Genomic DNA, 19,880 nt, shown 5'->3' with positions numbered 1-19,880 from the left:
AAAACGTGGATGAGCGCGTACAAGAAAGGATATGTAAGAAAATAGGCGAATTATTACGAATGTTGGAGTGTGAAAATTGTGATTTCAGGTTTTGACATAAAACGAAATGGGACACGTGTTCTTCCCAGGCCTCGATTGACATAGAGAGTTAAATCCTGAATTGTATAGAAGCCTTCAATATAGTCTTTGGCGAGTGAAGGTGTAATAATAGCTCCTAAAAAAGGAATTTGTACTTGTCCGCCGTGACTATGACCAGAAAGTTGCAAGTTGATTGGATATCTAGAAACTTGGGGCGCGATATCTGGTTCGTGAACAAGAACAATGTTATAAGTACTTTGCCGTGCATGCTCTAATGTTTTCTCTATTTTTGGTTTGCCTAGTAGTATATCATCGAGACCGAAAATAGAAATTTCGCTATTATCCATTAGACGAATTCTTTTTTCACTATTGAGCAATAGCTCAAATCCTGATTCACGCATGATGTGCTCATAGTATTCAGTTCCATATCCACCGTGATCATGGTTACCATAAATAGCGAATTTACCAAAGGGGGCTTGTATATTTTTTAAAATGGATGCAACGAAAGGAGTGTCAGTATACGTTTGATAATTATCAATGAGATCTCCGGTAAAAAGGACAATATCTGGATTTACAGTATTAATTTTAGAAACAACTTTAGATAAATGTTGAAGCGAGAAATAGTATCCGAGATGTAAATCGCTGAATTGAAGAATTTTCATACCATGAAAACTTTTTGGGATGAGTTGTGATTTTAATGTGTGCTGTGTAAAAGAAATGAAATGGGGCTCTATATATTTAGCATAGTAGTATCCGATGCTACTGGTTATAAATGAATAGAGACAAGTACGCATACCAATTTTTAAAAAATTTCTTCTTGTAATGTGCTTCATAAAAATATGAGTATACCTCAATGTTTTCATTCCATTTATAGGCTACTCAAATCTCCTTTCAGTTTATTTAAAATATACTTTACATAATAAAAAGTAGTATAGATTACGAAAAAAAATGAATAAAAAGAAAGTTCTTTACGCTAAAATATCAGAAAAGTTTAAAAATATAAAGATTTCTATTAAATAAAGTGATAAAATGAATGTGTATTCATTTTTTGGAGGGGATGTATGTGAAAGAAAAGGTAGTTATTATAACAGGTGGATCGAGTGGAATGGGAAAAGGAATGGCGACTCGTTTTGCAAAAGAAGGGGCACGAGTTGTTATTACAGGACGTACAAAGGAAAAACTAGAGGAAACAAAGTTGGAAATTGAACAATTTCCAGGGCAAGTATTACCTGTACAAATGGATGTAAGAAATACGGATGACATTCAGAAAATGATTGAACAGATTGATGAGAAGTTTGGTAGAATTGATGTTTTAATAAATAATGCAGCTGGAAACTTTATTTGTCCAGCAGAAGATTTATCTGTGAATGGCTGGAATTCAGTCATTAATATTGTATTAAACGGTACGTTTTACTGTAGTCATGCTGTCGGAAAATATTGGATTGAAAAAGGTATAAAAGGGAATATCATTAACATGGTAGCAACATATGCATGGGATGCAGGTCCAGGAGTGATTCATTCGGCTGCAGCGAAGGCAGGAGTATTAGCAATGACGAAGACGCTCGCTGTTGAGTGGGGACGTAAATATGGAATACGAGTTAACGCTATCGCGCCAGGACCAATTGAACGTACGGGCGGTGCTGATAAATTATGGATTTCAGAAGAAATGGCTAAACGTACGATACAAAGTGTTCCGCTTGGAAGGTTGGGTACGCCAGAAGAAATCGCTGGCCTAGCTTATTATTTATGTTCAGATGAAGCTGCGTACATAAATGGAACTTGCATGACAATGGATGGAGGACAACATTTACATCAATATCCATTTTAAAAGGGATAAAAAAATGAATGTTTGATTCATTTTTCTACGGTTAAATGTGACGGAATTGTGACATATGAAAGAAAAGTGTTTACAAGAGGTCATATATACGTTATATTTAAGACCTCTTTTTTCTTCATAGTAGAATTGCTAATTCCCCTTAGCATTTTACCCCTCTAATCCCTTCAGGAAAACTGAAGGGATTTTTTATTATTTTTCCGTAAATATCATGTTATAATTTTTGAAAAGTAAAGGGAGGGAAGCACGTTGATAGATGCATTAGATGTAATGAGTAACTTGGATAAAGTCCTTCCTTATTATCAAGCTATTTTTAGTGCTGATGAGCATACTGTAATTGGATACGAAGTAGTAGGACGTATTCAAACAGAAGAGGGCATACAAAGTTTAGCTTCTTTCTTTCACGATGATTCGATTCCAAGTGAATTTCAACTGGAAGCGGATAATATTATAGTAGAAAAAGCTTTAAATCGTTATTTAGAAAGCGATCAAAAATTATTATTATTTATACATCGGAATGCTAATGTATTAATGAATGATAATGATGAAAGCTTGCTTCAACTTTTATTGAGGTATGAAGAACAAGGTTTAAATTTAAAACAAATTGTTTTAGAGATTACAGAGCATGAATGTAAAGAAGATATAGAGCAATTTAATCATTTGCTTATGTATTATCGTACATATGGTATTCAAATTTCCATTAATAAAGTCGGAACGGGCACAAGTAATTTAGAGCGTATTAGCGTGTTAGCACCTGATATTTTAAAAGTAGATTTAACGAACTTAAGGCAAACAGCACTTTTACAATCTTATCAAGATATTTTATATTCTTTATCATTACTTGCTAGAAGAATTGGTGCAACTTTGTTATATGAAGAAATAGATGCTTTTTATCAACTGCAATATGCTTGGAAGAACGGTGGAAGATATTATCAAGGTAATTATTTGAAAGAATGTTTACCTGATTTTATTGAAACGAATGTTTTGAAAGAGCGACTGGGTAATGAATGTCATCAGTTTATTCAGCATGAAAAGAAGAAGTTACAAAAAATTTATAATTTAACAGAGATGTTACGCGATCGCATTGGCGATGTTTTATCAAAACAAAAAAAGAATGAAGATATAAATGATTGGTTATTACAATTTAGTCAAAGTGTATCACAGTGTAGTTTTCGTATATTTATTTGTAATGAAGATGGTTTCCAACAATCAGGAAATGTTATGAAAAAAGATGGAGAATGGATTGTGATGCCGGATTATTATATGAAGAACTGGAGTTGGCGCCCGTATTTTCTCGAGAATATCATGAAAATGCGTTTTGAGAATAAGGCGAGGCTTTCAGATTTATATGCAGATATTGAAACGGGAGAAATGGTACGAACATTTTCTTTCCCGATTGATGATGACAACTTTTTATTTATAGATTTATCTTATGAATATTTATATGAAGAAGATGTTTTATTTTAATGCACGAAGGAATTCGTGCATTTTTTGTTTGTTTTTATCATAAATTGGTAATAGTGAAAATGGTGATGAAAATGCTGTCTATCGTTGTAAAGATTTTACGAACGAAATCTGTCCTTTCTTTGCATAATCATTGTTACAATGAATACTACAAAGACAAGTTCTTTTAAAAGGAAGGTGAAAAAATGAGGAAATATGGAATATGGCTTGTTCTATTTGTATGTGTTGCCTTTCTAGTTGGTTATAGTGTTACGACTGTTTTAGGAAAAGAGGAAGTGGAAGTCGATCGGAAAGAAGTATTTACAACGATACAAAAAGGCTATGAAACACAGTTTTCAATTCGTGGGAAGCATTTGCCGATGAATAAGATGATAGAGACGTTATCACCGTATTTTACAGATAATTTCCTTCAAGTATTTACAGATGAAAATAGCAGAAGTGATAAACAAAGTGGTGAATATTTACTTCCGGCAAAAGAAGCACCGTTTTCTTTTAATTCAGAAACGAAAATGTCGTATGATGAAGAACATAAAAATTTATATGTATATGAGCGGACAAAAAGTGGACAGTATCAAATTGTAACATTGAAAAGGGATCAAGATAAATGGAAATTAGCAGGATATCATGAAAGTCAGGAACTTTTAACTGAAATAAAAAGGTTGCAACAATTATAAAGTGAAATTTTTAATCAGTGAGAGGGATTACTCTTCCATCTAACTTCTTTGCTGTAGCTAAATTTTGGGTGGGAGTTTTACTACCTACAAATAGCGGGATAAGAATAGGAATAGGTATTTACCTATTCCTATTCTATATTGAGTAGTTGTTGTAACTTTTCAATTTGAAACCCTGCAACTACTTCGCCATCAATTACGACTGTTGGAGTTGAATAAGAATCATAGTCGTATAAAAGACGATTGCGAGCAGCAGCGTCTTTTTTTACGTCAAATTCTTCATATGCAACGTTATTATGCTTCAAAAATTCTTTCACAATAACACATGGCGGACAATCGGGTTGTGTATAAACCTCAATTTTTTTCATTGTTATTCCTCCTTTTTTCTGTTTTTTATTATATTCTTCCAGTATAAAAACCGCAATAAAGAAGGGGAAATATGTTCTTTCTGTTTTTTCCTTCGCATTTCGACAAATTTTTAGTTGAGTTTCTGGCCAATAACCTTTATCCTAGAGTGTGGAACATTTTTTCTGTTATGACGGATAGAATGAGTATAGCTGTAAAACCTATTGGTAGGAAGATTAGAGAAAGGAGAGATTTCATGTCTCTACTCCAAGGAATTTTAACTCGACTTGTTAGTCTACAAGAACAAGCTGAAAGCGGTGAAGTAGCACAACGCTATTTTGAAGTGAACGGTGAGCGCAAATGTAGCGTGAAATTTTTCGATAAAAGTGAAATGTATGAGTTAGAAGTGTATCAACAAGGTGAAAAACCTCAAGTGTATCAATTCGATAATATCGACATGGTTGCAATTGAGATTTACGATATCATTTCTTGATACATATAAAAAAGGTACTGCCATGTGGCAGTACCTTTTTTAGTTCTATTACTTTCTAGCGGAATGTATAGAAGTTTTTTATTTTTCCTACAATGGTATTAAAATGAAATTTTAATCCGTGCAAGTTTGCTTATCCATGTGGAAAATTAGTCCCGTCAACTGGGTGAATATGTGAAGCTAAACTTCTCACAATCGCTGGGTTCTGCAAATAGCCGGGAGAAATATGACTAGGAGGTTATCGTATGGAACGTTTACCAGTTGTGATTTGTCCTAATTGTCAAAGTTCTGCTGAGATTATTCATGTATTAACGGCTCAATCTAATCAAAATGTAATTTATACGTGCCAAGTTTGTCACTTTGTAATTCGAAATATTGAAACGAATAAAGGATAGGAAGTTATAATTTTAGTTTTTGTCCCATACAATGAGAATACGAAAAGTCTGTCTAATTGAAAGGACGTGACTCTGTGGACGGTGCACATAAATTTTACAATGTTTCAGAGAGACATTTAAATTTTGATACGGTCTTTAACCGTATTTGTAGTTTCATTGAAAAGGATCCGCGAAATTTATATCGATTATCCATTGGGACAGACTCGCAAGCGCATCAAAAGGATACGAGGTTTATTACAGCAATCCATATTCATCGTGTTGGAAAAGGTGCCTGGGGCTGTTTACACCACAGATCAGTAAAAGATAAGCCGGCAACCTTACGTGAGAAAATATATTTAGAAACGCAGTTTAGTCAAGAAATCGCATGTCTATTTACGCCTACTCATATACAAACAATATGGGAGTTATTGCATCCTTATGCTCAAGATGGGGCTGGATTCATAATGGAAATTCATTTAGACATTGGGAATGATGGTTTAACAAAAGAATTTATTTTAGATATGACAGAAAAAATTCGAGCAATGGGATTAACTGCAAAAATTAAGCCGGATGCTTATGCGGCGTTTAGCTATGCAAATCGATATACGAAATGATTTTTTTGTATGTGTACGATTGCTACATATCTTTTAATAAAAACTGAATATTACATCTATTAAATAGGTTGAATTTTTTATATAATAAGAGTAACGATGCGAGTGTAAGGAGAGGGGTATATGCAAAGGGAAGTTGTTTTAACAAAGGAAGAAGAAAGTTTATTACTAGATATTTTATTTCAGCAAAATTATGCAAGTGAAATTTTAGCTGTGGAACTTACAGATATTGAGAATGGTTTGAAACAGACAGATGTGATGCAATATAAAAAAATCACAAGGTTATTTTACAGATTAAAAAATAAAGGGTATTAAGCGCTACCGGAATGGTAGTCTTTTTTTTGTGCTGTATGCTAAAATAGCTGTGTGATTGTATTTTTATTGAAATAAATTTAGGACAAAATAATAATATGAAAACGCTGTCATAAAATGTGAATAGAGTTGTGAACATAAGCAGGAAAAAAGGAAAATGGGGGATGTAATATGATTAGTATTCCGAAAGACGAATTTCAACAAATTCTTGTGAAGGATTTAATGATTTCATCGGAAAAAGTAGCTCATGTCCAAATTGGAAATAGTTTAGAACATGCTTTACTCGTTCTTGTGAAATCTGGATATTCGGCGATACCTGTCTTAGATCCAATGTATAAACTACATGGTTTGATTAGTACTGCCATGATATTAGATGGTATGTTAGGATTAGAGCGTATTGAGTTTGAAAGACTCGATGATATGAAAGTAGAGCAGGTGATGAAGGAAGATATACCTGTTCTTAAATTAGACGATTCATTTGCAAAAGCTTTAGAAATGACAATTGATCATCCTTTTATTTGCGCTGTTAATGAAGAAGGCTATTTTGAGGGGATTTTAACACGTCGGGCTATTTTAAAATTGTTGAATAAGAAAGTAAGGCAATATAATCGATAACGTGAGAAAAGTGACTTCATAGAAACGAAGAAGTCACTTTTTTTCGTGCATATCACTTGTGTATGTATTATATTTAAAAAGACATAAAACATAAGGAAAGTTTGCGCTGGACAATTGTATTTTCTGAATGAAAGCATTCGGCTAAATTAAGGATGAAAAGCTTATTAAAATAAGGTGTATGGAAGCTAAGGAAAGAGGGAGAAAGTTGCAAATTGATGATTTTCAAATGATGGTTGTGTTAGCTCAGGAATCAAATATGAGAAAAGCGGCGGAACGTTTATTTGTTTCCCAACCTGCGCTGAGTCAACGATTACAATCTATGGAGAAACAATGGGGAATGAAGTTTTTTATTCGCTCACAAAAAGGATTGACAATTACACCTGAAGGGGAAAAAGTAGCAAATTATGCTAAAGAAATGTTGCAAAGGGAAGAAGATATAAAAAGTGAGCTAGCTGTTTTTAGAACGGAAACTCATGGAACGTTAAAAATAGCTGTTGCGTCAGTTATTGGTCAATATTGGCTCCCTCCTGTTTTGAAAAAGTTTGTGCATAAATATCCTTCTGTAAAGATATCGCTGTTTACTGGATGGAGTAGTGAAGTGCAAAAGCAGTTTTATGAAGGAGACGTTCATGTTGCTATACTGAGGGGCACACAAGAATATAAAGGTCAGAAACAACAATTATTTGAAGATGAACTGTATTTAGTTGATAAAGAAATAAAAGATATTTCGATGTTAAAAGAAACAAATAGGCCGTTCATTCAATTTAAAAGTGACTCTACTTATTATGGACAAATACAAAATTGGTGGTATGGTTTATTTTCTAATCCGCCTAAGCGAACAATTGTAGTTGACCAAATTGAAACATGTAAACAACTTGTTTTAAATGGTATAGGTTATGCCCTTTTACCTTCTACTGTTTTAAAGGAAGTACAGGAAAATATGTATAAAACACCTGTTCAACTGACGAGAGAAACATGGTTGTTAACAAGTGACTCGGCAAGGCAGTTGAAGCAAGTGCAAGCATTTTTAGAAATTATAGAAGAAATTCAAAGGGAAAAATAAGATTATTATCTTGCTACTCGCTCTTTCGTTTGGTAGAGTAACATTATAAATGGATTTAGGAGGCAACAAGAATGAAAATGATGGATGCTAACGAAATTATTTCGTTTATTCAAAAAAGTGAAAAGAAAACTCCTGTAAAGGTATACATAAAAGGGGATTTAAAAGAAGTAACATTCCCTGAAACAGTACAAGCATTTGTGAATAAAAAATCAGGTGTATTATTCGGAGAATGGTCTGAAATTAAGACAATTCTTGATGAGAATAATAAGCACATCGTTGACTACGTTGTAGAAAACGATCGTCGTAATTCTGCAATCCCAATGCTTGATTTAAAAGGTATTAAAGCTCGCATCGAGCCAGGTGCTATTATTCGTGACCATGTTGAAATTGGTGACAACGCTGTAATTATGATGAATGCAACAATTAACATTGGTGCTGTAATTGGTGAAGGTTCTATGATCGACATGAATGCAGTACTTGGTGGACGTGCAACAGTCGGTAAAAACTGTCACGTAGGTGCAGGTGCTGTACTTGCAGGTGTTATTGAGCCACCTTCTGCAAAACCAGTTATCGTTGAAGATGATGTAGTAATCGGTGCAAACGTAGTTGTTTTAGAGGGTGTTACAGTAGGTAAAGGTGCAGTTGTAGCAGCGGGAGCTGTTGTAACAGAAGATGTGCCTCCATACACAGTTGTTGCAGGTACTCCAGCACGTGTAATTAAAGAAATTGATGAGAAGACAAAAGCAAAAACAGAAATTAAACAAGAGCTTCGTCAATTAAACCCAGAGAAATAAAAAGTAAAAAAAGCGTAAGAGCGTAAAAGGGCTCTTACGCTTTTTATAGATAGAGGTGCAAAAATGACAGTAAGCAAATTTGTCCAAATTCGTAGAGATCTACATAGAATTCCAGAAATCGGATTTAAGGAATGGAAAACACAACAGTATATTTTAGATTATATAGGAACACTTTCTCATGAATTTGTGGAAGTGAAGACATGGAAAACGGGTGTAATCGTTAAAGTAAATGGAAAAAATCCCGAAAAAATAATAGGTTATCGTGCAGATATAGACGGTTTACCAATTACAGAGGAAACTGGATACGAGTTTGCTTCTATTCATGAGGGGATGATGCATGCATGTGGCCATGATGTACATACAACAATCGGTTTAGGCCTTCTAACGAAAGTTGTGAGCGAAAGAATAGATGATGACCTTGTATTTCTATTCCAGCCAGCAGAAGAAGGACCAGGCGGTGCTCTTCCTATGTTAGAAAGTGAAGAGTTAAAAGAATGGAAACCAAATATAATTCTTGGTCTTCATATTGCACCAGAATACGCTGTAGGTACAATTGCAACGAAAGAAGGACTGTTATTTGCCAATACTTCAGAATTATATATTGATTTAAAAGGGAAAGGTGGCCATGCTGCCTATCCGCATACTGCAAATGACATGATTGTTGCAGCGAGTCACCTTGTTACACAGCTTCAATCCGTTATTAGTCGCAATGTAAATCCTCTTGATAGTGCAGTAATTACAATCGGGAAAATTACAGGTGGTACGGTCCAAAATATTATTGCAGAAAAATCTCGTTTAGAAGGAACGATTCGAACATTATCAGTGGAATCAATGAAGCGTGTGAAAAGCAGAATTGAGGCAATTGTTGCAGGTATCGAAGCTTCTTTCCAGTGTGAGTCGATTATAGATTACGGAGCAATGTATCATCAAGTATATAACCATGAAGAGTTAACGAGAGAGTTTATGCAATTTGTACATAAACAAACTGATATGAATGTTATTACATGTACTGAGGCAATGACAGGTGAAGATTTTGGTTATATGCTTCGAGAAATCCCTGGATTTATGTTTTGGCTTGGAGTAAATTCAGAATATGGTTTACATCATGCAAAATTAAAACCAGACGAAGAAGTGATTGAAAAGGCAATTACATTTTTAAGCCAATATGTAAAGTGGAAAGGGAATAGAAAATAAAACTTCCGCTTTCTTGAAGGTTCCAAAAAACTTTTTGTTCTGAGGTGTAAGTAACGCTCGTATAGATTGATTTTAGACATTTACATACAAATGGAAGAATTAAAGTTAATTGTACTGTTTTAATAATGAGCAGGGGGTTTAGCCACTGCTCATTATTAATTATTTGACTAACTTATATATATTTACTTTTAGTATGAAAAGTGTGTAAAATCAATGTGAAACATAGAAAAAAGGGTGGGGAATTACGTGCAAATTAGCAGTGCGATTTTATGTTTCGTCTTATATGCGTATGTTATTATTGCGGCGGTTTATTTTGGGATAAGTTTTTATGCCTATCGTCTAGTAGATAATAATGAATATGACGAAACATACAAATGGGTGAAGAGATATTTATCACCTGTACTAGAAATTATGAATGGGTTTGTGCTCTTTTTATTTATTGGATTAATTGCTTTCTCAACGAGTTTAGTAGGGAATAAAACTACGTTATTTGTATTGGGTATCATTATTTTTATGTTGTTAGGAATAAGGATTGGTAATACGGTCTTTTGGAATGAAAGAAAAGTAGATGGTTGGACGGGAATGTTAATTCCGTGCATGTTAGCTGCAATCGTGACAAATATAGAGCATGAATATTATCAATTACATTTTTGGCTTATTATCGTTTTAACAATTCTTTCTGTTTTGTATATAAGCACAGTAGTACTAACATATATTGCACATGAAAAAGGAGATGTTAAAGGTACTCGTTTCTTTAGAGGACGGGCATTATTTTGGAGTGTGCCGACGATGGCAGTTATCGCGCTTATTGCGATATTAGTAAATGGATATCAATTTTCTAATTGGCAACTATTTTTAGAAAATTGGTGGATCTTTATCGTTTCGTTTATTGCTTTTTTAGGTGCAACGCATTATTTATTCCATCAACATCATTACATATGGGCGTTGTTATTTGCATTCACACAGCTTCTATTTGCCTTTTTTGGTCAAGAAACATTATTATTCGTTTTTGAAACATTTAGTTCTTTTGGAAATATATTTGTATTTGCTATGCTACTTGTTGGTATCGCTTTTTACTTGCAACAATATTTTTATATACAAAAACAAAAATAAGAGCTAATTACAGTTTTTGTGACGCATATAAAGTGTGTTACACTGAAAATAAATAGTACTTGAAGTTATTGGAGGAATTCTTGTGGGTGAGAAAGAAAAAGAATTTGCTGTCATTGGACTTGGTCGCTTTGGTGGAAGTATTTGCCGAGAACTAGCTCAATTAGGTATGGAAGTAATGGCAATCGATTCAGATGAGGATAAAATTAATGAATTTGCAAATATAGCTTCGCATGCTGTAATTGCAGATTCAACAGATGAGATGGTATTAAAAAGCCTTGGTATTCGAAATTTTGATCACGTAGTCGTTGCTATTGGAGATAATTTAAATTCAAGTATTTTAACGACTTTGATTTTGAAAGAGTTGGGTGTAAAAAATATTACTGTAAAAGCTCAAAATGATTATCATGAAAAAGTGTTAAGTAAAATAGGTGCAGATCATATTGTGCATCCAGAACGTGATATGGGAAAAAGGATTGCTAATAATATTGCATCAAGCAATGTGCTAGACTACCTTGAGCTTTCAGATGAGCATAGTATTGTAGAGATTATTGCGAATAAAAAAATTGATGGGCACTCTTTAATTGAATTAGATATTCGTGCGAAGTTTGGATTGAATATTGTAGCAATTAAACGAGGCAAAGAAGTTATCGTATCCCCTCGAGCTACGGAGAATATTCAAGCAGGAGATATATTAATTGTCATTGGTCATGACGATGAAGTGGATCGATTTAAACACTTTTTAAGATAAGAGAAAAGGACAATGCCTTCATGGCATTGTCCTTTTTCTTATATTTCCATAATGATTGGTAAAATCATTGGACGACGTTTCGTTTTTTCATATAGGAATGGGGCTAATGTGTCTGTAATTTCATTTTTAATTTCAGACCATTGTGTTGTTTTACGCTCCATTACTTTTTCTAAATGAGTTGTAATTAATGTTTGTGCATCATTGATTAAATCGCTGCTTTCACGCATGTAAACGAAACCGCGTGAGATGATATCAGGTCCTGCTGCAACTTTAAATTCTTTCATATCAATGCTTACAACTACAATTACAAGTCCTTCTTCAGAAAGGATACGACGATCGCGTAATACGATATTGCCAATATCTCCAATACCGTTTCCATCAATGTAGACCGAACCAGATGGGATTTTTCCAGCTACGCTAGCTTCATCCGAACGTAAAGCAAGAACATCGCCATTATCCATAATGAAGCAATTTTCTTCAGGGATGCCACAATCATTTGCTATGTTCATGTGCATACGCTGCATACGATATTCACCATGAATTGGCATGAAGTACTTCGGTTTAATTAGACGTAACATTAACTTTTGTTCTTCTTGTCCACCGTGTCCACTTGTATGGATATTTGAAAGTTTCCCGTGAATTACATCAGCGCCAGCGCGGTACAACATGTTAATTGTACGACTTACGCTAATTGTATTTCCTGGAATTGGTGAAGAAGAGAAAACAACTGTATCTCCAGGAATAATTTGAATTTGGCGGTGTGTACCGTTTGCAATACGTGAAAGTGCTGCCATCGGTTCACCTTGACTACCTGTACATAAAATAACAACTTTATTAGCTGGTAATCGGTTTAGTTGAGATGCATCTATGAACGTATCTTTCGGGCAACGAATATAACCAAGGTTTTGTCCGATTTCAATCGCTGCTTCCATACTTCGACCAAACACAGCTACTTTACGGTTGTTTTCAACAGCAGCTTCAACAACTTGTTGTAAGCGGTGGATATTTGATGCAAAGGTTGCGAATATAATCCGTCCTTCTACTTTACGGAAAATGTCTTGAATGCTATCACCAACGCGACGCTCAGACATAGTAAAGTTTGGAACTTCACTGTTCGTACTATCAGATAATAGACATAGTACGCCATCTTTACCGATTTCAGCCATTTTTGTTAAATCAGCTGGTTCACCAACTGGTGTGAAGTCAAATTTGAAGTCACCTGTATGAACAACTTGACCTTGAGGTGTTTTCACAACAACGCCGTACGAATCTGGAATACTGTGAGTTGTACGGAAGAAGGATACAGACGTTTTTTTGAATTTAATAACGTCATCTTCTTGAATCTCGTAAAGTTTTGCTTTACGAAGTAAGCCGTGTTCTTCTAATTTGTTTTTGATGAGTGCAATTGCTAATTTTCCGCCGTAAATCGGAATGTTCACTTGACGTAATAGGTAAGGGATTCCGCCGATATGATCTTCGTGACCATGTGTAATGAATAACCCTTTAATTTTATCTTCGTTTCGCACAAAATAAGTGTAGTCTGGTATTACATAATCGATTCCGAGAAGTTCGTCCTCTGGAAACTTAATTCCAGCATCAATTATAATAATTTCATCTTGAAATTGAACAGCGTATGTATTTTTACCGATTTCACCAAGCCCACCGAGAGCAAATACAGCAACTTGGTCGTTTTTTAGAAATTTCATATCGCTATACGATTTCCGCTAATGTTAAATCAGCGTTTTCTTTTTCATATTCAAGATGAGCGCCAGTAACAGACTGAACAAACTCGATATTATATGCGAACTTATTTAATTTTGTACGAACATCCTTTTCAGACGTAGCCTCTAAATATAAAACTTTTGTATTTTCACGTACTGGAACCTCAGTTAATTTTTCTTGATAAAATACTTTAAAAATCATTTGGAAAACCTCTCCTTGTCTATGTTTTGCATTATCTGTTACTTATTATAAAGCAAACAGTCACGATTTTCATGTTTTTTCGAATGAGAATGAAGAAAAAGCCCGAAATGGGCACAATTTAAGCGATTGTCTTTTTACGGACTAGACCGTTTAAATAACGCTTGAGCTTTTTCTTCAGCTTCTTCAGCATGATTACTCCTTCCTTTCCTTATTTTAAACATGCCTATTACTAGTGAAAACTCTATCTCTGATATAAGAGATAGGACAAAAGTGAAGGGTGAATCTTGTCCTTTCCCATACAGTGAAAGTTATTCTATAGTAACGATTAGTAGCCGTTAGTTATAGGTATAGTATGAGGAAGAATGGAAAAGAAAATTCATCCGAACAAGTATCCACATGTTTTACTAATATATATATGCAAAGTTTATAAATAAGGTCAGAAAGGGAACGCTTTCTTCACAGATGTTTAATATGTTATACTTTTTTTTAGAATTTGAAAAGTGATATTCAAAATAGGAATATAGAGTGCCAGAAAGGATTTTGACAAATGAATGATAAAATTGTCTTTTTTGATATTGATGGAACATTATTAGATCATGATAAAAAAATTCCGCAATCTACACGAGATGCAGTAAAACAGTTACAAGAAAAAGGTGTACATGTAGCAATTGCGACAGGCCGCGCGCCATTTATGTTCGAAGATATTCGTAAGGAACTTGATATACATAATTATGTTAGTTTTAATGGGCAATATGTTGTCTTTGAAGATGAGGTAATATTTAATAATCCGTTACATCCAGATGCTTTACATAGGTTTACTCAGTTTGCAAAACAAGAAGGATATCCACTTGTATATCTTGACCATCAAGATATGAGAGCATCAGTGGAATATCATGATTATGTGAAAGAAGGCTTTGGAAGCTTAAACTTTGAGCATCCAACATATGAGCCTAATTTTTATGAGGAACGTAATATTTATCAAACACTACTTTTTTGTGAAGTAAATGAAGAGGAAAAGTTTATTAATCATTATCCAGATTTTCATTTTATTCGTTGGCATGCATATTCAATGGATATCATTCCGAATGGTGGTTCTAAGGCAAAAGGAATTGAGAAATACATTGAAAAGTTAGGTTTTAATCGTGACCAAGTGTATGCATTTGGAGATGGCTTAAATGATTTAGAAATGATCGAAGCCGTTGGCACAGGTATTGTGATGGGAAATGGCCATGAAGACTTGAAAAAACTTGCAAATCATGTGACAAAGGATGTTAATGAAGACGGTATATATCATGGACTAAAGTGGGCTGGATTGTTATAAGTGAATATGGAACCCATTTAATAATAAAGAGGCGGAAGATTAACTTCCGCCTCTTTATTATTATCGCTCTAGAGGTTTGGAATCATCAGGAGCGGCAAAAGGATTTTCTTTATTGATATGGTCATAGAACATAACGCCATTTAAATGGTCAATCTCGTGCTGGAATACGATTGCTGGTAAACCTTTTAAACGTAATTTTACTTCTTCTCCGTTAATAGAAGTTGCTTTTACTGTAATTCTTGTATAACGAGGAACATAACCAGGTACTTCGCGGTCTACAGATAGACAGCCTTCACCACCCTGTAAATATGTACGTTCAACAGAATGGCTAATGATTTTTGGATTGAATAATGCATGGCTATATAATGTACCATCCGCATCGGTTACATGAACTGCAATCATTTTTTTTGAAACACCGATTTGCGGAGCCGCTAATCCGATTCCAGGGCGTAAACTATATTTTTCAGCCATTTCAGGATCTTGGCTATTTATTACGAATTCAATCATTTCTTTTAAGGTAGTTGTATCTTCTTCGCTTGCCGGTAATGACACCTCTTCTGCAACGTTGCGCAAAATAGGATCTCCTTCGCGAATAACATCTTTCATTGTAAGCATATGTAATCTCTCCTTTCCTCTTTAGTCTACCAAAGGAGATGGAAAAAGTCATCGGCAAGAAAGGGAAGGCATTTTGGAAATCGTTCTATTATAGAGTAGGTTATGTATGTGATAAACAGAAAAAGACGGCAAAGCCGTCTTTTTCTTTCCATAGTTGTTTCGTTTTACATTAGCGAATGCAAGCAGCACCAACGATAATTAAAAGAATAAACAACACAACGATTAAGGCGAAGCCGCGTCCAGACCCGCCACAAGAACCGCCATAACCGTAGGAAGGATATGAACAAGTTGGATAGCAATATGAGTATCCGTACATGAGATGACCTCCTTTATTATTTCCCGCTAATACTGCGGTTACTATAATGTATGGAAGAGAGGGTAGAAATGTATAGGTATTTACCTAAAAAAGGAAGAGTAGTTTGTATATTTTTGTTACGAAGAGAGAAAAACTAAAGAGAATTAAATCGTTTACATATTATTCTAAGAGAAAAAATAAGTGAAAAAGGGAATAATATAACAGTAGGTCAATGCTTACTAATACAGATGTAAAAAATAAAAACACGTTTGTGTAGTAGAAACCTGCATATTATTTATAAAAAAACGTATTCAAAGTAATTGACATCGTAATTAGAATAGTTGTAAACTAAAAAACGTGATCAAGATTGTATTAATATGTTTCTGAAAAAACATTAGTACAGATTGTTAGGTACACAAAATTATTCTCAACCGACATACAAACATGTTGGTTTACATCGTTGCGCTTTTTAAACTGGAAAATAGCCAGTGAAAGCGTTTCAGAATATGGTTCAAGAGAGGAAGAGGTGAACGGAATGGGTACTAAAACAAAAAAGACCCTATTTAATGTTGATGAGCAAATGAAAGCTATCGCAGCTCAATTTGAAACATTACAAATTTTAAATGAAAACGGTGAAGTTGTGAATGAAGCAGCTATGCCTGAATTATCTGATGACCAATTAAAAGAATTAATGCGTCGTATGGTGTATACTCGCGTATTAGATCAACGTTCTATTTCTTTAAACCGTCAAGGACGTTTAGGTTTCTACGCACCTACAGCTGGACAAGAAGCTTCTCAATTAGCAAGTCATTTCGCACTTGAAGCAGAAGACTTCATCTTACCAGGATACCGTGATGTACCACAATTAGTATGGCACGGATTACCATTATACCAAGCATTCTTATTCTCTCGTGGACACTTCATGGGTAACCAAATGCCTGAGAATGTAAATGCATTAGCTCCACAGATCATTATCGGTGCGCAAATCATCCAAACTGCTGGTGTTGCGTTAGGTATGAAACTACGTGGTAAAAAATCTGTTGCAATTACTTACACTGGTGACGGTGGTGCTTCACAAGGTGACTTCTACGAAGGTATGAACTTTGCAGGTGCATTCAAAGCTCCAGCAATCTTCGTTGTTCAAAACAACCGTTATGCAATCTCTACTCCAGTAGAAAAGCAATCTGCAGCTAAAACTGTAGCACAAAAAGCAGTAGCAGCAGGTATTTACGGAATTCAAGTAGACGGTATGGATCCATTAGCTGTATACGCAGCAACTGCTTTCGCTCGTGAGCGCGCAGTAAATGGCGAAGGCCCTACTTTAATCGAGACTTTAACATTCCGTTACGGTCCACATACAATGGCTGGTGATGACCCAACTCGTTACCGTACAAAAGATATCGAAAACGAATGGGAACAAAAAGACCCAATCGTACGCTTCCGTAAGTTCTTAGAAGCTAAAGGACTATGGTCTCAAGAAGTTGAAGAGACAGTAATCGAAGAAGCAAAAGAAGATATCAAACAAGCAATTGCTAAGGCTGACCAAGCTCCAAAACAAAAAGTAACTGATTTAATGGAAATCATGTACGAAAAAATGCCTTACAACTTAGCTGAACAATATGAAATCTACAAAGAAAAGGAGTCGAAGTAAGCCATGGCTCAAATGACAATGATTCAAGCAATCACTGATGCTTTACGCGTTGAAATGAAAAATGACCCTAACGTACTTGTATTTGGTGAAGACGTTGGTGTAAACGGCGGTGTATTCCGTGCTACTGAAGGTTTACAAGCTGAATTTGGTGAAGATCGTGTAATGGATACTCCACTTGCAGAGTCTGGTATTGGTGGACTTGCAGTTGGTCTTGCACTTGAAGGATTCCGTCCAGTTCCAGAAATCCAATTCTTCGGTTTCGTTTATGAAGTAATGGATTCAATTTCTGGTCAATTAGCTCGTATGCGTTACCGTTCTGGTGGACGTTGGACTGCTCCAGTAACAGTTCGTTCTCCATTCGGTGGTGGTGTTCATACTCCTGAACTACATGCTGATAGCTTAGAAGGATTAGTGGCTCAACAACCTGGTCTAAAAGTTGTTATTCCATCTACTCCATACGATGCTAAAGGTCTTTTAATCTCTGCGATTCGTGACAACGATCCAGTTATCTACTTAGAGCATATGAAATTGTACCGTTCATTCCGTCAAGAGGTACCAGAAGGTGATTACACAATTGATTTAGGTAAAGCTGATATCAAACGTGAAGGTACAGATGTATCAGTTATCGCTTACGGTGCTATGGTTCACGCTGCATTAAAAGCTGCTGAAGAACTTGAAAAAGAAGGTATCTCTTTAGAGGTTGTTGACTTACGTACAGTTCAACCATTAGATATCGAAACAATCATCGCTTCTGTTGAAAAAACAGGTCGCGTAGTTGTAGTTCAAGAAGCTCAAAAACAAGCTGGTATTGCAGCTAACGTTGTAGCGGAAATTAACGACCGTGCAATCTTAAACTTAGAAGCTCCAGTTGTACGTGTTGCAGCTGCTGATACAGTATTCCCATTCTCTCAAGCAGAGAGCGTATGGTTACCAAACCACAAAGATATTGTTGAAGCTGTAAACAAAGTAATGAACTTCTAATTTTTAGCTTTTCATGTGCAAAAGAAATCAGCACATGCTGGTTTCTTTTGTACATATTCCATAATAATGAAATGAATCAGGGGGCTGAATTCCGTGGCATTTGAATTTAAACTACCAGATATCGGTGAAGGTATCCACGAAGGTGAAATCGTAAAATGGTTTATTAAACCAGGCGATGAAGTAAACGAAGACGATGTACTTCTTGAAGTACAAAATGATAAAGCAGTAGTAGAAATCCCTTCTCCTGTTAAAGGTAAAGTACTTGAAGTACTTGTAGAAGAAGGAACAGTTGCAATCGTAGGAGATACATTAATTAAATTTGATGCTCCTGGATACGAAAACCTTAAATTTAAAGGTGACGATCATGATGAAGCTCCAAAAGCTGAAGAAGCAGCAGTAGAAGCTCCAGCAGCGGAAGCTACTCCAGCAGCAACTGCAGAAGTAGTAAATGAGCGCGTAATCGCTATGCCATCTGTTCGTAAATACGCTCGTGAAAAGGGTGTAGACATTCATAAAGTAGCTGGTACTGGTAAGAATGGCCGTATCGTAAAAGCTGACATCGATGCATTTGCAAATGGTGGACAAACTGTAGCAGCAACTGAGGCTCCAGCAGCAGTAGAAGCTACTCCAGCAGCAGCGAAAGAAGAAGCACCAAAAGCACAACCAATCCCAGCTGGTGAATATCCAGAAACTCGTGAGAAAATGAGTGGTATCCGTAAAGCGATTGCGAAAGCAATGGTTAACTCTAAACACACAGCTCCTCACGTAACATTAATGGACGAAGTAGATGTAACAGAACTTGTTGCTCACCGTAAGAAGTTCAAAGCAGTAGCAGCTGACAAAGGTATTAAATTAACTTACCTTCCGTACGTTGTTAAAGCTTTAACATCTGCATTACGTGAATACCCAATGTTAAACACTTCTTTAGACGATGCATCTCAAGAAGTAGTTCATAAACATTACTTCAACATCGGTATCGCAGCTGATACAGACAAAGGTCTATTAGTACCAGTTGTTAAAGATACAGATCGTAAGTCTATCTTCACAATCTCTAACGAGATCAATGATCTTGCTGGTAAAGCACGTGAAGGTCGTCTAGCTCCAGCTGAAATGAAAGGTGCTTCTTGCACAATTACAAACATTGGTTCTGCAGGTGGACAATGGTTCACTCCAGTTATCAACCACCCAGAAGTAGCAATCCTTGGTATCGGCCGTATCGCTGAAAAACCAGTTGTGAAAAACGGTGAGATCGTTGCAGCTCCAGTATTAGCATTATCTCTAAGCTTTGACCATCGTTTAATTGACGGTGCAACTGCTCAAAAAGCGTTAAACCAAATTAAACGTCTATTGAATGACCCACAATTATTAGTAATGGAGGCGTAATAACA

The 19,880-nt window shown here is 35.4% G+C and carries 23 protein-coding genes; 17 read left to right on the top strand and 6 right to left on the bottom strand.

Going from position 1 to position 19,880, the window contains the following annotated elements; all coding sequences use genetic code 11:
* Positions 1-53 precede the first annotated feature (53 nt).
* Positions 54-911 carry a metallophosphoesterase gene (locus MHB52_RS20740; protein WP_061663497.1) on the bottom strand — a complete coding sequence of 286 codons (858 nt, stop codon included), beginning with the start codon at positions 909-911 and terminating at the stop codon, positions 54-56.
* A gap of 230 nt (positions 912-1,141) precedes the next feature.
* On the opposite strand from MHB52_RS20740, the gene fadH reads away from it, so the two are divergent.
* From fadH to MHB52_RS20725, 3 genes are all read left to right on the top strand, one after another.
* Positions 1,142-1,906 carry a 2,4-dienoyl-CoA reductase gene (gene fadH, locus MHB52_RS20735; protein ID WP_000660913.1) on the top strand — a complete coding sequence of 255 codons (765 nt, stop codon included), beginning with the start codon at positions 1,142-1,144 and terminating at the stop codon, positions 1,904-1,906.
* A gap of 255 nt (positions 1,907-2,161) precedes the next feature.
* Positions 2,162-3,379, top strand: coding sequence for an EAL domain-containing protein (locus MHB52_RS20730; protein WP_000564310.1), 1,218 nt, complete (start codon positions 2,162-2,164; stop codon positions 3,377-3,379).
* 182 nt (positions 3,380-3,561) lie between these two features.
* A complete protein-coding gene (locus MHB52_RS20725) occupies positions 3,562-4,050 on the top strand; it encodes a DUF3993 domain-containing protein (protein WP_001233804.1) in 489 nt (162 codons plus the stop codon).
* A gap of 128 nt (positions 4,051-4,178) precedes the next feature.
* Here the strand turns inward: MHB52_RS20725 and MHB52_RS20720 are convergent, their stop codons facing one another.
* Positions 4,179-4,415 carry a glutaredoxin family protein gene (locus tag MHB52_RS20720; RefSeq protein WP_000717875.1) on the bottom strand — a complete coding sequence of 79 codons (237 nt, stop codon included), beginning with the start codon at positions 4,413-4,415 and terminating at the stop codon, positions 4,179-4,181.
* Positions 4,416-4,648: 233 nt separating this feature from the next.
* Here MHB52_RS20720 and MHB52_RS20715 point away from each other — a divergent pair, with 233 nt between their 5' ends.
* The 10 genes from MHB52_RS20715 (at position 4,649) to MHB52_RS20670 (ending at position 11,706) form a co-directional block, all read left to right on the top strand.
* Complete coding sequence (locus tag MHB52_RS20715; RefSeq protein ID WP_000055151.1) at positions 4,649-4,885, top strand: YkuJ family protein; 237 nt, start codon at positions 4,649-4,651, stop codon at positions 4,883-4,885.
* A gap of 242 nt (positions 4,886-5,127) precedes the next feature.
* Complete coding sequence (locus tag MHB52_RS20710) at positions 5,128-5,277, top strand: hypothetical protein (RefSeq protein ID WP_000440540.1); 150 nt, start codon at positions 5,128-5,130, stop codon at positions 5,275-5,277.
* 74 nt (positions 5,278-5,351) lie between these two features.
* On the top strand, positions 5,352-5,870 hold the full coding sequence (locus MHB52_RS20705) for a ribonuclease H-like YkuK family protein (RefSeq protein ID WP_016118569.1): 519 nt from the start codon (positions 5,352-5,354) through the stop codon (positions 5,868-5,870).
* A 120-nt stretch (positions 5,871-5,990) separates the two neighbouring features.
* A complete protein-coding gene (gene abbA, locus MHB52_RS20700) occupies positions 5,991-6,182 on the top strand; it encodes an antirepressor AbbA (protein ID WP_001188692.1) in 192 nt (63 codons plus the stop codon).
* 168 nt (positions 6,183-6,350) lie between these two features.
* Positions 6,351-6,794, top strand: coding sequence for a cyclic-di-AMP-binding protein CbpB (gene cbpB / locus MHB52_RS20695; RefSeq protein WP_000623580.1), 444 nt, complete (start codon positions 6,351-6,353; stop codon positions 6,792-6,794).
* Between the two features lie 178 nt (positions 6,795-6,972).
* Positions 6,973-7,857, top strand: coding sequence for a LysR family transcriptional regulator (locus MHB52_RS20690; RefSeq protein ID WP_001987174.1), 885 nt, complete (start codon positions 6,973-6,975; stop codon positions 7,855-7,857).
* Between the two features lie 71 nt (positions 7,858-7,928).
* On the top strand, positions 7,929-8,651 hold the full coding sequence (gene dapD, locus MHB52_RS20685; protein WP_000783241.1) for a 2,3,4,5-tetrahydropyridine-2,6-dicarboxylate N-acetyltransferase: 723 nt from the start codon (positions 7,929-7,931) through the stop codon (positions 8,649-8,651).
* Between the two features lie 63 nt (positions 8,652-8,714).
* Positions 8,715-9,845, top strand: a complete 1,131-nt coding sequence (locus MHB52_RS20680) for an N-acetyldiaminopimelate deacetylase (RefSeq protein ID WP_000218675.1) — start codon at positions 8,715-8,717, stop codon at positions 9,843-9,845.
* Between the two features lie 246 nt (positions 9,846-10,091).
* Positions 10,092-10,958, top strand: a complete 867-nt coding sequence (locus MHB52_RS20675) for a cytochrome d ubiquinol oxidase subunit II (RefSeq protein WP_016118568.1) — start codon at positions 10,092-10,094, stop codon at positions 10,956-10,958.
* 82 nt (positions 10,959-11,040) lie between these two features.
* Complete coding sequence (locus MHB52_RS20670; protein ID WP_000504032.1) at positions 11,041-11,706, top strand: potassium channel family protein; 666 nt, start codon at positions 11,041-11,043, stop codon at positions 11,704-11,706.
* A 38-nt stretch (positions 11,707-11,744) separates the two neighbouring features.
* Here the strand turns inward: MHB52_RS20670 and rnjA are convergent, their stop codons facing one another.
* Positions 11,745-13,412 (bottom strand): ribonuclease J1, encoded by a 1,668-nt coding sequence (gene rnjA, locus MHB52_RS20665; RefSeq protein WP_000670377.1) that lies wholly within the window; start codon positions 13,410-13,412, stop codon positions 11,745-11,747.
* A 4-nt stretch (positions 13,413-13,416) separates the two neighbouring features.
* Positions 13,417-13,629, bottom strand: coding sequence for a DNA-dependent RNA polymerase subunit epsilon (locus tag MHB52_RS20660; RefSeq protein ID WP_000576435.1), 213 nt, complete (start codon positions 13,627-13,629; stop codon positions 13,417-13,419).
* A gap of 547 nt (positions 13,630-14,176) precedes the next feature.
* Here MHB52_RS20660 and MHB52_RS20655 point away from each other — a divergent pair.
* Positions 14,177-14,950 (top strand): Cof-type HAD-IIB family hydrolase, encoded by a 774-nt coding sequence (locus MHB52_RS20655; protein WP_044795980.1) that lies wholly within the window; start codon positions 14,177-14,179, stop codon positions 14,948-14,950.
* A gap of 60 nt (positions 14,951-15,010) precedes the next feature.
* Here MHB52_RS20655 and def read toward each other — a convergent pair whose 3' ends face one another.
* Positions 15,011-15,565, bottom strand: coding sequence for a peptide deformylase (def, locus tag MHB52_RS20650; protein WP_000957048.1), 555 nt, complete (start codon positions 15,563-15,565; stop codon positions 15,011-15,013).
* A 169-nt stretch (positions 15,566-15,734) separates the two neighbouring features.
* Positions 15,735-15,881: a YjcZ family sporulation protein gene (locus MHB52_RS20645; protein WP_000274562.1), complete on the bottom strand. Its 147-nt coding sequence runs from the start codon at positions 15,879-15,881 to the stop codon at positions 15,735-15,737.
* A gap of 514 nt (positions 15,882-16,395) precedes the next feature.
* Here MHB52_RS20645 and pdhA point away from each other — a divergent pair.
* The 3 genes from pdhA to pdhC all read left to right on the top strand — a co-directional run bounded on the left by pdhA (position 16,396) and on the right by pdhC (position 19,875).
* Positions 16,396-17,511 (top strand): pyruvate dehydrogenase E1 component subunit alpha, encoded by a 1,116-nt coding sequence (gene pdhA / locus MHB52_RS20640; RefSeq protein ID WP_000536895.1) that lies wholly within the window; start codon positions 16,396-16,398, stop codon positions 17,509-17,511.
* Positions 17,512-17,514: 3 nt separating this feature from the next.
* Positions 17,515-18,492 carry a pyruvate dehydrogenase complex E1 component subunit beta gene (gene pdhB / locus MHB52_RS20635; RefSeq protein ID WP_000068168.1) on the top strand — a complete coding sequence of 326 codons (978 nt, stop codon included), beginning with the start codon at positions 17,515-17,517 and terminating at the stop codon, positions 18,490-18,492.
* A 93-nt stretch (positions 18,493-18,585) separates the two neighbouring features.
* Positions 18,586-19,875: a pyruvate dehydrogenase complex dihydrolipoyllysine-residue acetyltransferase gene (gene pdhC / locus MHB52_RS20630; RefSeq protein ID WP_000863419.1), complete on the top strand. Its 1,290-nt coding sequence runs from the start codon at positions 18,586-18,588 to the stop codon at positions 19,873-19,875.
* The last annotated feature ends 5 nt before the right edge of the window (positions 19,876-19,880 follow it).

The organism is Bacillus sp. FSL K6-0073 (genome assembly GCF_038006085.1).
Lineage (GTDB): Bacteria > Bacillota > Bacilli > Bacillales > Bacillaceae_G > Bacillus_A > Bacillus_A cereus.
This window is presented reverse-complemented; position numbering and strand designations above follow the sequence as displayed.

Coding starts and splice junctions, on each gene's coding strand:
- MHB52_RS20740 (WP_061663497.1), bottom strand. CDS start 911: ATGAAGCACATTACAAGAAGAAATTTTTTAAAAATTGGTATGCGTACT.
- MHB52_RS20725 (WP_001233804.1), top strand. CDS start 3,562: ATGAGGAAATATGGAATATGGCTTGTTCTATTTGTATGTGTTGCCTTT.
- MHB52_RS20720 (WP_000717875.1), bottom strand. CDS start 4,415: ATGAAAAAAATTGAGGTTTATACACAACCCGATTGTCCGCCATGTGTT.
- MHB52_RS20715 (WP_000055151.1), top strand. CDS start 4,649: ATGTCTCTACTCCAAGGAATTTTAACTCGACTTGTTAGTCTACAAGAA.
- MHB52_RS20710 (WP_000440540.1), top strand. CDS start 5,128: ATGGAACGTTTACCAGTTGTGATTTGTCCTAATTGTCAAAGTTCTGCT.
- abbA (WP_001188692.1), top strand. CDS start 5,991: ATGCAAAGGGAAGTTGTTTTAACAAAGGAAGAAGAAAGTTTATTACTA.
- cbpB (WP_000623580.1), top strand. CDS start 6,351: ATGATTAGTATTCCGAAAGACGAATTTCAACAAATTCTTGTGAAGGAT.
- MHB52_RS20690 (WP_001987174.1), top strand. CDS start 6,973: ATGGAAGCTAAGGAAAGAGGGAGAAAGTTGCAAATTGATGATTTTCAA.
- dapD (WP_000783241.1), top strand. CDS start 7,929: ATGAAAATGATGGATGCTAACGAAATTATTTCGTTTATTCAAAAAAGT.
- MHB52_RS20680 (WP_000218675.1), top strand. CDS start 8,715: ATGACAGTAAGCAAATTTGTCCAAATTCGTAGAGATCTACATAGAATT.
- rnjA (WP_000670377.1), bottom strand. CDS start 13,412: ATGAAATTTCTAAAAAACGACCAAGTTGCTGTATTTGCTCTCGGTGGG.
- MHB52_RS20660 (WP_000576435.1), bottom strand. CDS start 13,629: ATGATTTTTAAAGTATTTTATCAAGAAAAATTAACTGAGGTTCCAGTA.
- MHB52_RS20655 (WP_044795980.1), top strand. CDS start 14,177: ATGAATGATAAAATTGTCTTTTTTGATATTGATGGAACATTATTAGAT.
- def (WP_000957048.1), bottom strand. CDS start 15,565: ATGCTTACAATGAAAGATGTTATTCGCGAAGGAGATCCTATTTTGCGC.
- MHB52_RS20645 (WP_000274562.1), bottom strand. CDS start 15,881: ATGTACGGATACTCATATTGCTATCCAACTTGTTCATATCCTTCCTAC.
- pdhA (WP_000536895.1), top strand. CDS start 16,396: ATGGGTACTAAAACAAAAAAGACCCTATTTAATGTTGATGAGCAAATG.
- pdhB (WP_000068168.1), top strand. CDS start 17,515: ATGGCTCAAATGACAATGATTCAAGCAATCACTGATGCTTTACGCGTT.